The organism is Mesorhizobium sp. ES1-3 (assembly GCF_020164795.1).
Lineage (GTDB): Bacteria > Pseudomonadota > Alphaproteobacteria > Rhizobiales > Rhizobiaceae > Mesorhizobium.
On sequence record NZ_JAIUGW010000003.1, the window covers coordinates 360,159 to 373,924 of the forward strand.

The 13,766-nt window shown below is 62.1% G+C and carries 12 protein-coding genes; 8 read left to right on the forward strand and 4 right to left on the reverse strand.

All coding sequences use genetic code 11. The features are described 5' to 3' along the window. Positions 1-3 precede the first annotated feature (3 nt). The 5 genes from LB536_RS07055 to LB536_RS07075 all read left to right on the forward strand — a co-directional run bounded on the left by LB536_RS07055 (position 4) and on the right by LB536_RS07075 (position 6,037). Entirely contained in the window at positions 4-936 is a 933-nt protein-coding gene (locus tag LB536_RS07055) for a dimethylarginine dimethylaminohydrolase family protein (protein WP_140762935.1), read from the forward strand. A gap of 222 nt (positions 937-1,158) precedes the next feature. Next, positions 1,159-3,312, forward strand: a complete 2,154-nt coding sequence (locus LB536_RS07060) for a transglycosylase domain-containing protein (RefSeq protein WP_140762932.1) — start codon at positions 1,159-1,161, stop codon at positions 3,310-3,312. A 109-nt stretch (positions 3,313-3,421) separates the two neighbouring features. Next, positions 3,422-4,006 carry a DUF1214 domain-containing protein gene (locus LB536_RS07065; protein WP_140762929.1) on the forward strand — a complete coding sequence of 195 codons (585 nt, stop codon included), beginning with the start codon at positions 3,422-3,424 and terminating at the stop codon, positions 4,004-4,006. Further along, the gene (locus LB536_RS07070) at positions 3,999-4,568 is read left to right on the forward strand and encodes a DUF1254 domain-containing protein (RefSeq protein ID WP_140762926.1); all 570 of its coding nucleotides are present in this window, start codon (positions 3,999-4,001) and stop codon (positions 4,566-4,568) included. Before LB536_RS07065 ends, LB536_RS07070 begins: the two co-directional genes overlap by 8 nt. Positions 4,569-5,014: 446 nt before the next feature. Continuing rightward, complete coding sequence (locus LB536_RS07075) at positions 5,015-6,037, forward strand: hypothetical protein (RefSeq protein WP_224590588.1); 1,023 nt, start codon at positions 5,015-5,017, stop codon at positions 6,035-6,037. On the opposite strand, the gene LB536_RS07080 is transcribed toward LB536_RS07075, so the two are convergent. From LB536_RS07080 to LB536_RS07090, 3 genes are all read right to left on the reverse strand, one after another. After that, the gene (locus LB536_RS07080; RefSeq protein ID WP_224590589.1) at positions 6,015-6,362 is read right to left on the reverse strand and encodes a DUF1491 family protein; all 348 of its coding nucleotides are present in this window, start codon (positions 6,360-6,362) and stop codon (positions 6,015-6,017) included. The genes LB536_RS07075 and LB536_RS07080 overlap by 23 nt on opposite strands. 70 nt (positions 6,363-6,432) lie before the next feature. Further along, the gene (locus tag LB536_RS07085) at positions 6,433-7,215 is read right to left on the reverse strand and encodes a peptidoglycan-binding protein (RefSeq protein WP_224590590.1); all 783 of its coding nucleotides are present in this window, start codon (positions 7,213-7,215) and stop codon (positions 6,433-6,435) included. Continuing rightward, a complete protein-coding gene (locus LB536_RS07090) occupies positions 7,190-8,941 on the reverse strand; it encodes a sensor histidine kinase (RefSeq protein ID WP_224590591.1) in 1,752 nt (583 codons plus the stop codon). Before LB536_RS07090 ends, LB536_RS07085 begins: the two co-directional genes overlap by 26 nt. 534 nt (positions 8,942-9,475) lie before the next feature. Between LB536_RS07090 and LB536_RS07095 the strand changes: the two genes are divergently transcribed. Together LB536_RS07095 and LB536_RS07100 are read left to right on the forward strand one after the other, a co-directional pair. Further along, positions 9,476-9,826 carry a DUF5330 domain-containing protein gene (locus LB536_RS07095; protein WP_224590592.1) on the forward strand — a complete coding sequence of 117 codons (351 nt, stop codon included), beginning with the start codon at positions 9,476-9,478 and terminating at the stop codon, positions 9,824-9,826. 100 nt (positions 9,827-9,926) lie between these two features. Continuing rightward, positions 9,927-10,355 (forward strand): SufE family protein, encoded by a 429-nt coding sequence (locus LB536_RS07100; protein ID WP_224590593.1) that lies wholly within the window; start codon positions 9,927-9,929, stop codon positions 10,353-10,355. 273 nt (positions 10,356-10,628) lie between these two features. Here LB536_RS07100 and LB536_RS07105 read toward each other — a convergent pair whose 3' ends face one another. Continuing rightward, entirely contained in the window at positions 10,629-11,054 is a 426-nt protein-coding gene (locus LB536_RS07105; RefSeq protein WP_027143963.1) for a MucR family transcriptional regulator, read from the reverse strand. Between the two features lie 609 nt (positions 11,055-11,663). Here LB536_RS07105 and LB536_RS07110 point away from each other — a divergent pair. Further along, on the forward strand, positions 11,664-13,763 hold the full coding sequence (locus LB536_RS07110) for a S9 family peptidase (RefSeq protein WP_224590594.1): 2,100 nt from the start codon (positions 11,664-11,666) through the stop codon (positions 13,761-13,763). The last annotated feature ends 3 nt before the right edge of the window (positions 13,764-13,766 follow it).

Genomic DNA, 13,766 nt, shown 5'->3' on the forward strand with positions numbered 1-13,766 from the left:
CGCATGACCGTTCATGACCGCATCATCGCCGAGCCGTTTTCGCTGCAGCGCCGCAACCCGGCCGGCGGCACCAAGCCGCTGACCGTCTGGGGCTTCGCCAACGAGACCGACGTCTTGACGGACGTGCTGCTCGGATCGCCGAACTTCCTGCGTCACCTCTCGACCAGCTCGCTCTCGCGAAAACATCTGCGCGAGGCACCCTGCAACGTCCAGATCGCGCAGGCGCAGCACAAGGATCTTGTCGCGGCCTACGAGCATTTCGGCGTCAACATCCATTGGCACGAGCCGACGCCGGAACTGCCGATGCAGGTCTATTCCCGTGATTCCAGCGTCATGACGCCTTATGGCGCTGTTATCACCGCCATGGCCAACTGGTGGCGGCGCGGCGAGAATTACGCGGCCATTCGCACCTATGAAAAGCTCGGCATCCCGATCTACGACATGGTCACGGCAGGCACCTTCGAGGGCGGTGACTTCAATGTCATCGAGGACGGCGTGGTGCTGATCGGCTGCGGCGGCGCCCGTACGCAGGAGGAAGGCGCCCGCCAGGTGCAGGCATGGTTCGAGAAAGAAGGCTGGGAAACACGTATCGCCTTCATCGACGAATATTACGTCCATATCGACCTGATGGTGGTGCCGATCGCCGAAAAGCTCACCGCCGTCTGCCTCGCCTGCACCGAGCCCGGCATCGTCGACTGGCTGAAGGGCAAGGGTCACGAAATCATCGACGTTCCCTTCCAGGACACGATGGCGCTCGGCTGCAACTTCATGTCGCTGGGCAAGGACCGGGTGATCGCGCCGACTTCCAGCAAGACGCTGATCGAAAAGCTCAAGGCGCGCGGCTTCGAGGTCGCGGCCGTCGACATGAGCGAAATCTCCAAGACCGGCGGCGGTATCCATTGCATGGCGCAGGCGCTGAAGCGCGAAGCGGCCTGATAGTTCGGGGAGGCAAATCCCCCTCGCCCGCCGGACGCAGAATCCGGCGGGCGAGGAACCGGCCCGCCGGCTACCTGGCTCTTCCATCGACAAACCTTGCGGCTGTGTCCTCGCCGCCCTTGTGGGTGTCGGCAAAATGGACGAATAGTCGGAACAGGGCGCCGCCCTGAAATTGCCCGCTTGCGGTTTTCAGGTCGCGCCAGAGCCGAGCCGGGTTTTTGAATGGTCAGCCCTGAACCGCGCAAGAGAAGAGGTCCGATCGCCTCCCGCCTTCTGGCGCTGGACGCGTGGCTCGATTCCTCGCTCTATGAGATCGGCTTCAAGGCGCGTCAGTTCTGGGAAGCGGCGACGATCTTCTCGCGGCGCTTCCGCCTCAAGGGCTGGCGCCGTGGCGTCATCGAACTATTGAGCGAAGGGTTTACACTCGGCGCCGGCGGCATTGTGGTGATGCTGGCGCTGGCGATACCCGCTTTCCAGGACACTACGGGCGACTGGCGCGCCCAAGGCGACTTCGCCGTCACCTTCCTCGACCGTTACGGCAACGAGATCGGCCAGCGCGGCATCATCCAGCGCGATTCCGTGCCGGTCGACGAGATGCCGGACCACGTCATCAAGGCGGTGCTTGCCACCGAGGATCGGCGTTTCTTCGAGCATTACGGCATCGACGTGCTCGGCCTGTCGCGCGCGATCTTCGAGAATGTGCGGGCAAACTCGGTCGTCCAAGGCGGTTCCAGCATCACCCAGCAGCTGGCCAAGAACCTGTTCCTGACCAACGAGCGCACGTTCGAGCGTAAGATCAAGGAAGCCTTCCTGTCGCTGTGGCTGGAGGCCAATCTGTCGAAGAAGGAAATCCTGCAGCTCTATCTCGACCGCGCCTATATGGGCGGCGGCACGTTCGGCATCGAGGCGGCGGCGGACTTCTATTTCGGCAAGAGCGTCAAGGACCTGAACCTTGCCGAGGCGGCGATGCTGGCCGGCCTGTTCAAGGCGCCGACGAAGTACGCGCCGCACATCAACCTGCCGGCGGCGCGCGCACGTGCCAACGTAGTGCTGTCCAACCTCGTCGATTCCGGCTTCATGACCGAAGGCCAGGTGCTGCAGGCAAGGCTGCATCCGGCCGACGTCGTCGATCGCGGCGAGCAGAAAAGCCCGGATTATTTCCTCGACTGGGCCTTCGACGAGGTCAAGAAGATCGCCAAGCCCGGCCAGCACTCCCTGGTTGCCCACACCACATTCGACGCCAACATCCAGAAGGCTGCGGAGGAGTCCCTCGAGTTCCATCTGCGTCAGTTCGGCAAGGAGTACAACGTCGCCGAAGGTGCCGTGGTGGTCATCGAGACCAATGGCGCGGTGCGGGCGATCGTCGGCGGCCGCGACTATGGCGCCAGCCAGTTCAATCGCGCCACCAAGGCGCTGCGCCAGACCGGCTCGTCGTTCAAGCCCTATGTCTATGCCACGGCGATGGAACACGGCTTCACGCCGAATTCGATCATATCAGGCGGGCCGATCAGTTGGGGCAACTGGTCGCCACACAATTACAGCGGCGAGTCGGCGGGCAATGTCACGCTGATCATGGCGATGGCCAAGTCGATCAACACCGTGCCGGTGCGGCTGGCCAAGGATCATCTCGGAATCGCGCCGATCAAGGCATTGGCGGAATCGTTTGGCGTGGAATCGCCGCTCGAAGGGCACAAGACGATGGTGCTCGGCACCTCGGGCATGACCGTGATGGACCAGGCGACGGGCTACAGCGTCTTTGCCCAAAACGGCTTCGTCGGGTCCCGGCACGGCATCACCCAGCTCGTCACACGCACCGGCGACGTGGTGTATGACTGGACCAAGGACGCGCCGCCGCCGCATCGCGTGCTGTCCGAGCAGGCGCTGAAGTCGATGAACACCATGCTGACGGCAGTACCGGTGATGGGCACGGCGCGGCGGGCGCAAATTCCCAACATCGTCGTCGCCGGCAAGACCGGCACGACACAATCCTACCGCGATGCCTGGTTCGTCGGCTTCACCGGCAACTACACGGCTGCCGTTTGGATGGGCAATGACGATTTCTCGCCGACCAAGAACATGACGGGCGGCTCGCTGCCGGCGATGGTGTGGCAGCGGCTGATGGTCTACGCGCACCAGAACATCGATCTCAAGCCGATCCCCGGCATCGACAAGCCCTTCGTCGACGAGGAGATCGCGGCCAAGGCCGCGGAGGCGCAGAAGAAGACCGAGGAGCAGGCCGCAGCCGACGCCGCTGCCGAACGGCCGCCGGTGCTGTCCAGCCGAACCACGCAGACGCTGCGGGACATGAGCCAACTGTTCCAGACGGCGCCCAAACTCGACGCCCCCACTCCACCCGAGACGCTTTCGGCCCTGTGACATCCGCCGGGTAAGACAAGACCGACAGGCAAAACCATCACACCGGCTTGCCACAAGGCCCCGCGCCGCGATATCCCCGAACGGCAATCCTTCGCGCACCCGGCCCTTCATGCTCAAGAACGCCTTCCTGATGCTGATTTCGCTTGCCATAGCCGTTGGCGGGGGCGGCGCCAGCGTCTGGTACGCGCTGAAGATCCAGGACGGCGTCGGCGCGATCAGGATCGGCCAGTGGACCGCCTTCCCCGATATCGGCACACCGGCGGCAGATCCCTATTCCAAGGCGCGAGTGGCGCGTGAGGGCGTGCTGGCGCTCGGCCGCGCCGAAGGCCTGTCCTTCGTGGCGGAAAACGATGCCGCCGGCGACCAACTCAAGCGGGAATGCACCTACAGGATCGAGGGTGGATTTCCCACAGCCCGGTTCTGGACGCTTTATGCCGCCGATCAATCGCTCGGCGTCGTCGAGACCGGCAAATCGCGGCTTGCAGCACTTCAGTCCTACGCCGTGCTGCGCCAACCGGACAATTCCGTGATCATCTCCGTCGGCCATCACCCGATGCCGGGCAACTGGCTTCTGACCGACGGTTCCGGGAGAATGTATTTCGTCCTGACTTTCTACGACACGCCAATCGCCAGCAGCACCGGCCTGTCGGACGTTTCGCTGCCCAGGATCGTGAGGGCGGGCTGCGATGCGTAGTTTGCGAGCCGCCTTGCGCAGGCTTCTGCATGCCATCCTGCTCGGCCTCGTCGGCGCCGGCATCGTCCACATTATCGTCCTGCTTCTGGTGCCGGAATTTTCGGAACGTGACGCCTGGTCGCGTCTCTCCATGGCCTCGGATCTCTACAGGATGAACCGGCTGGATGCCGAAGCCGGCGGCGCGCCGGTGGTGAAATCGGTCGACCCGCTGTTCTATGCCACGGCCTGCCGCTTCGACCTCGAGGAAGGAATGGTCCGGATCAGGGCGCCGGGAGACGTCCCCTTCTGGTCGGTGTCGGTTTATGACCGCAGCGGTCACAACATCTATTCCTTTAACGACCACACGGCGACGGGCGGCAAGCTGGATGCGGTCGTGCTGACGCCGGCGCAGATGATCGATGTGCGCAAGGACCTGCCCGAAGACCTGCAGGGAGCGATTTTCGTCGAGGCGCCCATCGACGAGGGCATCTTCGTCATCCGCAGCTTCGTGCCGGACGAGAGCTGGAAGCCGATCGTGTCGCGCTTTCTCGATCAGAGTTCCTGCGAACTGCAGGATTTCTAACCCGCTGACCGGAGGTCCGGAGTCGAAGGCCGGACGGACAAGGCCAAGGCTCAGTGGTGAGGCACGGGCGTCCGTGGCGATCCCGGCTTGTCTGGCCCCGCAGGCCGCACTTCGCCGGTGTTGGACCGCTCATAGCGGATGCCGGGAAATATGATCACGGCCGCCGGTATTTCGGTGGTTTGCTTGGCTCGATTGGTCGGTGCCGCACGCGGCACGAAAGACAGTACCATGCCCATGGTTCGCGCATTCCTCTCGGTTTCCCCGGAGCACAACGCAACGCCTCCAAATATCATTAAGGCCGGCAGAGGGTTAACGGACCGCTAACGGATCGTCGCTAACTTGATCTTTGTTCCCAGGTCAGAACGTTCTGACCGAGGCAATCGCGAAACCGACACGGTCCCGGTGGCGCGAGGCCAAGTGTGTATCTGTTGTCAGGCGTATCCTTCGTGTCATCCTCGGATTTCAGGCAAATCGCGATAAGGACGGAATCGGGAAAAGCCGAAAGGTTGTTCCGCGCCGCCGTATCGGCATTCTGCTCGCTGGCCCGCCCGTCGCGCCGCGAGATCGGGCAGCTCGAAGACCTGACGCTGCCGCTGTTCGACGATGTGCCCGTCGAATCGCGGCGCTACGTGGCAGCCGCCCTTTCCGAATGCGAATATGCGCCCGCGGCCCTGGTGCGGCGCCTCTGCGAGGAACCGGTCGACATTGCCGCTCCGCTGCTCATCCGCTCACGCGCGGTCAGCGATATCGACCTGATCGCGCTGATTGGCCGGCACGGGCTGCCGCATGCACGCGCCATATCGCGGCGCAAGGACCTGAACCCGACCATCGCCGATCTGATCAGGGCGCTCGAACGACCGACCCTGGTGCGGGTGCGGGATCCGGAAGCGGCCCCGGCGCAAAGCCTTGTGAAGACGCAAGTGACGGCGAACAGCGCGGAAACTCAGCAGACGCCCGGCGTTGCCGCCGAGAACGCACGGCGCAGGCTGCGCTCCATGATGCACACCGGCGACGAAGCCTTGGCGGCGAAGGTCGATGCGTTCCCAGGTGCGGATACTTATATCAAACTGCGCGAGACGGCACTGACGGGAAACGCCGCGTTCTTCCAGACCGCGCTAGCGGACGCCCTCGACATTGATTTCTCGATCGCGCAATCGCTGACGGCCAACCAGAATTATGCGCCGCTGCTTGCGGCGCTGCGTTCGCTCGACTTCAGCGAGGATCGGGCATTCCTGATCACGGTTGCCGTCTATCCCGGCCTGTTCCCGCATCCGCAGGCCATCCGCACCTATCTCGACCGCTACCGTCTGCTGCACCGAGATGCGGCCCTGGACAAAGTGCGGGGATGGAAAACCGAAACCCTGTCGATGGCGGCTCGCAACGCTTCGCCGACAAACGGCGACAGCCGCAAGGCGTCCAACAGCGACGAAGCCGACGCCTCCGGCCTCAGGGCGTCTTCACGGAAATAAGCTCCTCGACGGGAACACTCCCGGCCTCGATCTCGACCACCCAGATGTCGGGATCGAATTTTTTCTCGCGCTCAAGTCTCGCATCCAGCACGGCGGCATCATCGCCGGCGGCGAGAAGGCTGAAAAAACGGTCCTCTGGCTTGGCCGAATCGTAGCTTGTCTGCGGTGCCGGCCCGTAGAGAGCCATTTCACCCATCCTGCCCCGCGCCAGGATGAACACAGCCCCGGCCTCGGTCGCACCGCGATTGACCACGGCGGCAAATCCGCCGGCGCCGAAAACCCGGCGCAACAGGGCCGAAACCCACAGATCAGCGGTTACGCGCATGGAAGACTCCCGACGACATGCGGGCTCTCTATCGAAATTTCGTAAGCAGAGCGAGCCGTCGTTTCGGCGGTCAGTTGGTCAAGCCGATCTCGCGCATCTTGACATAGACGATCTCGTCGGGCTCGCCGGTCTGCGGCAACCCGAACAGCGACTGGAATTCCTTGATCGCCGCCTTGGTGCGCGCACCGACGACACCATCCAGTTGCATGTCGTCATTGCCGAAGGCCTTGAGCCCGGCCTGGATCTTGACGATGCGGGGATCAGGCCCCTGCGAAGCGGCATTCGTCTGTGCCTCATTCGCCTGCAAGGAGACGGGAACGGCGGCCGGCGCCACATCGGGACGAGGCCGCGGCTTGGGCACGGCGGCGGTCTTCGGCGTTGCCCCCAGTTGGTCCAGCAGCAGCGCGTCGATCTCGCCCGAAGCGTTCAGCCCGACCTTCTGCTGGTAGGCCTGTATGGCCTTGCGCGTGTTGGGGCCGGAAATGCCGTCGACGGTGCCTGAATAGAAATCGAGATCCTTCAATATGCCCTGCACCTGCTCGACCACCGGATCGCCCTTGATCGGGGCGGGCGCGGCATTGGATCGCACGATGTTGATCGTCGTCTCCGGCTCGTCGGCTGCGGCGTGCGGAAAGCCCTGGAAATTACGAGTGGCGAAAAACGCCCCGGCGTGCGGGAAAGGCTGATACCACAGCGCGTTCGCCGAGACGTAGAACAGCGTCACCAGGAATGCGGTCGATCCTCCCACCAGGACGGGATTGCGCGAAATCATGCCGCCGACGGCGATGGCGCCGTCCTGAAAGGCGTTGCTGCGGCGTTTGACCGCCTTAGCCTGTTTTGCGGAGCGAGCCATTTGCGTCCCCTTTCGCCCTCGTCACCGGCATCGTCAGCACTCCGGTCGGGTTGGCGGGGCGTCCCTTCGGCCCGCTGACCGGCAGGCTGATGGTCACCGTGGTACCCTCGCCCGGCATGCTTTCGATCGACATGGTCCCTTCGTGCAAGGCCACCAGCCCCTTCACCAGGGAAAGGCCAAGACCCGTCCCCTCGAAACGGCGGGTATAGTCGTTCTGGATCTGCATAAAGGGTTTGCCGAGATTGGCGAAATCCTCCTCGGCAATGCCGATGCCGGTGTCCCTGACCCAGAAATGCAGACGTGAGCCGATCCGCTTGGCGCCGACGACGACATCGCCGCCGTCGGGCGTGAACTTGATCGCGTTGGAAACGAGGTTGATGAGCATCTGCTGTACTGCGCGGCGATCCGCATTGATATCGCCTGCGTCAGGGGCGATCTGAGTCTGCAGGTCGATGTTCTTGGCCTGCGCCTGCAGCCGCATCATCGACTGGCACATGTCGACGGCTTCCATGAACCGGAACGGCTCCGGTTCGGTGGCATAGGCGCCCGATTCGATCCTCGATACGTCGAGTATGGATGTCACGACCGCCAGCAAATGCTGGCCCGAATCCCGCACGAGGCCGACATATTCCTTCTGGCGCGGATCCTTGAAGGCGCCGAACATCTCGTGCAGCAGCATGTCGGAGAAGCCGATGATGGCATTCAACGGCGTGCGCAGTTCATGGCTCACCACGGCAAGGAAGCGGCCCTTGGCCACTTCGGCGGCGGCCGCCGCCTCATTGGCTTGCGCCAGTTCTTCACGCAGGCGCGCTGTTTCGTCATTCTCGCGCAGGACAAGCGTGAAGACGTCGCTTTGTTCCTCGCCGCGCAGCAGTTCGAGCGCGAATGGCTGATAGTTGTCGGCCACAAAACCATTTCCGGCGTGAGCGCCGTTGCCAGTCTGGGGCAGCCTGATGCGCAATTCGAGGCGGCGCGACAGTGCGCCGTCACGCATGTCGGCCAGGGCGCTGAGATAGGAGACACGGTCCGACAGGTGGACGCGATCGAAGAGGCCCGTTCCGGACAACAGCTCAGGCGGCAATTTCAGAAGCGTGCGCGCTTTGGCGGACACATCCATGACTTCGCCGTGGCGGGCAACCCGCAAGACCACCGCGTCGATGATGTCTTCCAGTCGGTCACCGGCATCGACCGTATCGGCCGCGCCGGCGGCGCCGCGAAACGCCGATATGCGCGGGATGAGGGTCAGCGCCCAGGCCAACGGCACCAGCCAGTGCCAGGCGGCGATGTGCGCGTCCGCGAATGGAAGGAAGGCGGCCGACAGGGACTGAAGGGCGATGGCGATGACGGCCGAGGCGCCTCCCCACAATGCCGCACGCCGCGAGGCGCCGATCCACCAGGCTTCGAATGGCAGCGCAAGCGCAAGCATGGCGACAGGTGAACTCAATCCGCCGGCGGCACCGATGAGACCGCCAAGGGCAATCGCCGCCATCGCCAGGGCGATGGGTCCCGCGGCGGCCATCTTGCCGGTCGCTGCTACCAGCAGCGCGACGAACCAGCACAGTCCGAAGGCCGCGAAAATGGCGGCCATGGTCACGGCCGCCCCCATGCCCGACGTAACCAGCGTGACCGCGGCACCCGCTGCAAAGAACGGCGCGGCCAGCATGACCCCGATGAAACGGCGCTGGCGCTCGCGGTCGCTCCGCCCGAGAACGCTGGGATGAACCATGCGTTCACAACCGGCCGCCATTGCGCCAGGCAATTCAGCGTATCTGGCCTCGATCGGCATCAACTCAACGCACTCGCACTCGTCGTGAACAGCTCTGCTTTCGCAGATTGTCTTGGTTGGCTTTGAAACTCGCATTCAGCGTTTAAGGAATGGATAAGGCAGGGCCGACCAAGGCCGGCCCTGCGGCAAATATCGGGATGACGGCGGCCAAAAACCCGCGCAAATGCAGCCATAGTAAACGGAGGGTTATTCGCGAACGCCCGCCATCAGCGGCCCAGAAGCAGGAACGGGATCGCCTTCGTTTGCGAAAAATATCGTATAAACAATTACATAGATGGTTATCGGATGGTAACGAGAATCGTTCCGATACGAAACAAATCGACAGCAAAAACGCTTCGTTTCGAGTTTGCCTAAAATTTGAGGAAAATTCTCGGCGATCGTGCAAGCCGTCCTTCGTGCCTGCGTGCCAACATCCTGCCCATAAAAGAGGTCATGCCATGTGATGCATGATCCGGTCACGACGAGAGGCGAGGCATGTTCTTCCTGATAAGAATGGCTTTCTGGTTTTCACTGGTGCTGCTGGCGCTGCCACTGGGTGTCGGGTCCGATGAAACGGGCCAGGAAAGCGTCGGGCCCATCCAGGCCCTGTTCGCGGCGCGCGACGCTGTCGGCGACATCGCCGGGATATGCGAACGCAAGCCCGATGTCTGCGAGACGGGCAAATCGGCGATGCACACCATCACCGCACGCGCCAAGGAGACCGCCAAGATCGCGGCCGCCATGCTGGACGACAAGTCCGCCGGCCCCGACCCATCGACAATGACGGGCAGCGTGCCGGAAGAAATCGTCCTGCCCGAAACGGTCAATCTGCCGATAAAGAATTAAGCCGTCTCGACGGCGCACCGCGGACCGTCTGCCCTCTCGACGCCTGCGGTGTCCTTGTTTTTTCCGTGACGCGGCGCTGCCGCGTCACTATATCCGGGTCATGACGACCACGATCCAGACGATCCGAGACGACTTCTCATTCATCGAGGAATGGGAGGACCGCTATCGTTACGTCATCGAGCTTGGCGAAGCGCTGCCTCCCTTCCCCGATGCGGAGCGCAACGCCGTCAACAAGGTGCCGGGTTGCGTCAGCCAGGTCTGGCTTACCACCGAACGGGGTCCGGGCGCCGATCCCGTCATCACCTTCACAGGTGATTCGGACGCCCATATCGTGCGCGGACTGGTCGCGATCATGCTGGCGCTGTTTTCCGGAAAGACGGCCAGCGAAATCCAGAAAACCGATGCAGAGGCGACGCTGAAGGCACTCGGCCTCGACGAACACCTGTCACCCCAGCGCGCCAACGGCCTTCGCTCGATGGTCAAGCGCATCAAACGCGACGCCGAGATGGCGCTCGCGCAGACTGCCTGACAGGCTTTCTGCCTGCGATCTTCTTTGTTTTGACGCAATTCCAAAAGCGCGTCGCGTCGAAACGGATTCAGGCGACGCGCTTTAGGTCCTTGTTTTTATGCATGTCGTCTTCCCAAAACCGAGGTCACTTTTGGGCGACATGCATTAGGGAAAGCACAACGCGCTTTTCCCGGGAAAACCGGTTCACACTTTTCCTGGAATTGCTCTCGCCCGCAAAATCAAACGGCGCCCGAAGGCGCCGTTTGATTTCAGTTCTTATCCGGCAAGCCGCGACTACCGCGCCTTGCGCTTGCGGCCAAGGCCCATCTTCTTGGCAAGCTGGGAGCGGGCCGCCGCGTAATTCGGGGCAACCATCGGATAGCTTGGGTCCAGGTTCCACTTTTCGCGATACTGATCGGGCGTCAGATCGTAGTGGGTCATCAGGTGACGCTTGAGCGACTTGAACTTCTTGCCGTCCTCAAGACAGACAATGTAGTCGTCATGAACCGAGCGCTTCGGGTTGACAGCCGGCTTCTGCTTATCGGCAGGCGGCTGCTCGACGGTTCCGCCCACACGCCCGAGAGCGGCATGGACATCGGATATCAGGTTCGGCAGTTCGCCGACCGGCACGGGATTGTTGCTGACATAGGCAGCCACCACATCGGCGGTTAGCTCGATCAGCGCATCATTGTTTCGGGAAGGTGTTTCGACAATATCCATGGTCTTCAGGCCCCAACAAGAGTTACGTCGGTCTGTGCCCTTTTTTACAATCAGGGCATTGCACGAATTTTACGCAGATAGAGCTACGACGATTCGTGTCACGGGGACATCAATGCGACCACACGTCAAGTAAGTCAATTCGCTCCGCGCATTATATTTAGGAATGATGATCAACTATTCCGGGATCAGCTTCAATCTTTCGTGCGCCATGTAATTTTTCGATATTTCGGTCGCCAAACCGACAAAGGCTGACGTTGGGTCAGCTAACCGTTACATTCGCGATAACTCACAAAGCAAGTTTCAATGCTCCGGTTTTCTTGGCGGCCAAACCGACAAGCTTGGTTGTTCATATCTGTTCACAAAACCACAGGTTGCCAACCCATTGCGCACTGGCCACTTGCCAAGCCGCGAATACGGTCGCATGAGACTGGCCGGCAAAGACCAGAGTTAGCGGAGCAACGGCGAAGGCCTCGCCAATATGAGACCGAATGGTCATCTTCTCTCCTCCCGGCCATCTCATGGGCCGTCACCACCTCTACGCCACGGCTCTTGAACCGCCCTGATCGGCGTGTTCATTCGTCGTTCAAGATATTTCCAGAGCGAGACGCCATGACCAGGACTTCCCGATTTCCAATCGTCAACCCGCCTGCCCCCGAAAAAAGGCCGGTCTCCGACACACATCACGGCATCACGCGAACTGACGAATATGTCTGGCTCAGGGCGGATAATTGGCAGGAGATGTTCAGGGATCCATCGTTGCTCGATCCTGGGATCCGCGCCGAACTCGAAGCCGAGAATGCCTACCAATCGACGCTGATGGCCGACACATCGGATCTGCAAAAGCAGCTTTTCAAGGAAATGAAGGGCCGCATCAAGGAAGACGATTCTTCCGTTCCCATGAAGGACGGGCCTTACGCCTACGGGTCTTCCTTCAAGCTCGGCGGCGAGCAACCGCGCTATTTCCGCATGCCGCGCGACGGCGGACCCGAGCAGATTCTGCTCGACGGCGACGCCGAGGCCGAAGGCAAGGCCTATTTCCGGCTCGGCGGCGTCGATCATTCGGCCGATCATCGCAAGCTCCTGTGGGCATTCGACGACAAGGGTTCCGAATTCTACACGCTGCGTGTGCGCGACCTTGCCGACGGCAAGGAACTGGCGGATCAGATTCCCGCCACCGGCGGTTCGGGCGTGTGGGACGCGGGCAATGACGGGTTCTTCTATACGCGTCTCGATCCAAACCACCGGCCGTCGAAGGTGCTGTTCCACGCACTGGGGCGGGCCCCTGAAAACGACCGCCTGATCTACGAGGAAACCGACCCCGGCTTCTTCATGAACGTCGACGGGACCCGCAACAATCAATGGATCATGATCGGCATCAATGACCATGAGACTTCGGAATACCGCCTGCTGAGCGCCAGCGATCCGTTTGCCGAGCCTAAGCTGGTTTCGGCGCGCGAGACCGGCCTTCAATATGAGCTGGAGGAAGGCGGCGACATCTTCTTCGTCCTGACCAATGCGGACGGTGCCAAGGACTTCAAGATCATGACGGCGCCGGCGAGCGATCCGGTCCGCGCCAACTGGCAGGAACTGGTGCCACATGAACCGGGCCGGCTGATCCTGTCGGTGATCGGCTTCAAGGACCACATGGTCCGGCTCGAGCGCAAGGAAGGCCTGCCGCGTATCGTCGTGCGTGACCGTGCCAGCGGCGAAGAGCATCTGATTTTCTTCGATGAGGAAGCCTTCTCGCTCGGCCTTTCAGGGTCCCTGGAATACGACACCGAGATGATGCGCTTCTCCTACTCGTCGATGACGACGCCGTCGCAGATGTTCGACTACAACATGCGTACCCGTGAGCGCGTTCTGCTCAAGACCCAGGAAGTGCCGTCCGGCCACGACCCCCATCACTACGTCACGAGGCGGCTGATGGCGCCCGCGGCCGATGGCGAACTGGTGCCGATCTCGCTTTTGCATCACCGCGACACGCCGCTGGACGGCTCCGCGCCTTGCCTGCTCTACGGCTACGGCTCCTACGGCATTGCCGTGCCGGCCGCCTTCAATACCAACTGGTTCTCGCTGGTCGACCGCGGCGTGGTCTTTGCCATCGCCCATGTCCGCGGCGGCAAGGACAAGGGTTATGGCTGGTACGATGACGGCAAGCGGGCGCACAAGATGAACACCTTCACCGATTTCATCGCCTGCGCCCGCCACCTCGTTGCCGAACGCTATACCACGCATGACCGCATCGTCGCGCAAGGCGGCTCGGCCGGCGGCATGCTGATGGGCGCCGTCGCCAATATGGCGCCGGATTGCTTCGGGGGCATCGTGGCCGAGGTTCCGTTCGTCGATGTGCTTACCACCATGCTCGACGCGACGCTTCCGCTGACCCCGCCGGAATGGCCGGAATGGGGCAATCCGATCGCGTCGGCCGATGATTACCGGACGATCGCCGCCTATTCGCCCTACGACAATGTCGCCGCGCTCGACTACCCGCCGATCCTGGCGCTCGCCGGTTTGACCGATCCACGCGTCACCTATTGGGAGCCGGCCAAGTGGGTGGCGCGGCTGCGTGACCGCAAGAGCGGCGACAATCCGGTGTTGTTCAAGATCAACATGGATTCCGGCCATGCCGGTGCGTCCGGCCGGTTTTCGCGCCTGGAGGAGATCGCCTATACTTATGCCTTCACGCTGAAGGTGACGGACAAAGCATAGCTT

Excerpts from the sequence above, each read along its gene's own strand:
- LB536_RS07055 (WP_140762935.1), top strand. The coding sequence starts at position 4 with ATGACCGTTCATGACCGCATCATCGCCGAGCCGTTTTCGCTGCAGCGC.
- LB536_RS07060 (WP_140762932.1), top strand. The coding sequence starts at position 1,159 with ATGGTCAGCCCTGAACCGCGCAAGAGAAGAGGTCCGATCGCCTCCCGC.
- LB536_RS07065 (WP_140762929.1), top strand. The coding sequence starts at position 3,422 with ATGCTCAAGAACGCCTTCCTGATGCTGATTTCGCTTGCCATAGCCGTT.
- LB536_RS07070 (WP_140762926.1), top strand. The coding sequence starts at position 3,999 with ATGCGTAGTTTGCGAGCCGCCTTGCGCAGGCTTCTGCATGCCATCCTG.
- LB536_RS07080 (WP_224590589.1), bottom strand. The coding sequence starts at position 6,362 with ATGCGCGTAACCGCTGATCTGTGGGTTTCGGCCCTGTTGCGCCGGGTT.
- LB536_RS07085 (WP_224590590.1), bottom strand. The coding sequence starts at position 7,215 with ATGGCTCGCTCCGCAAAACAGGCTAAGGCGGTCAAACGCCGCAGCAAC.
- LB536_RS07090 (WP_224590591.1), bottom strand. The coding sequence starts at position 8,941 with ATGGTTCATCCCAGCGTTCTCGGGCGGAGCGACCGCGAGCGCCAGCGC.
- LB536_RS07095 (WP_224590592.1), top strand. The coding sequence starts at position 9,476 with ATGTTCTTCCTGATAAGAATGGCTTTCTGGTTTTCACTGGTGCTGCTG.
- LB536_RS07100 (WP_224590593.1), top strand. The coding sequence starts at position 9,927 with ATGACGACCACGATCCAGACGATCCGAGACGACTTCTCATTCATCGAG.
- LB536_RS07105 (WP_027143963.1), bottom strand. The coding sequence starts at position 11,054 with ATGGATATTGTCGAAACACCTTCCCGAAACAATGATGCGCTGATCGAG.
- LB536_RS07110 (WP_224590594.1), top strand. The coding sequence starts at position 11,664 with ATGACCAGGACTTCCCGATTTCCAATCGTCAACCCGCCTGCCCCCGAA.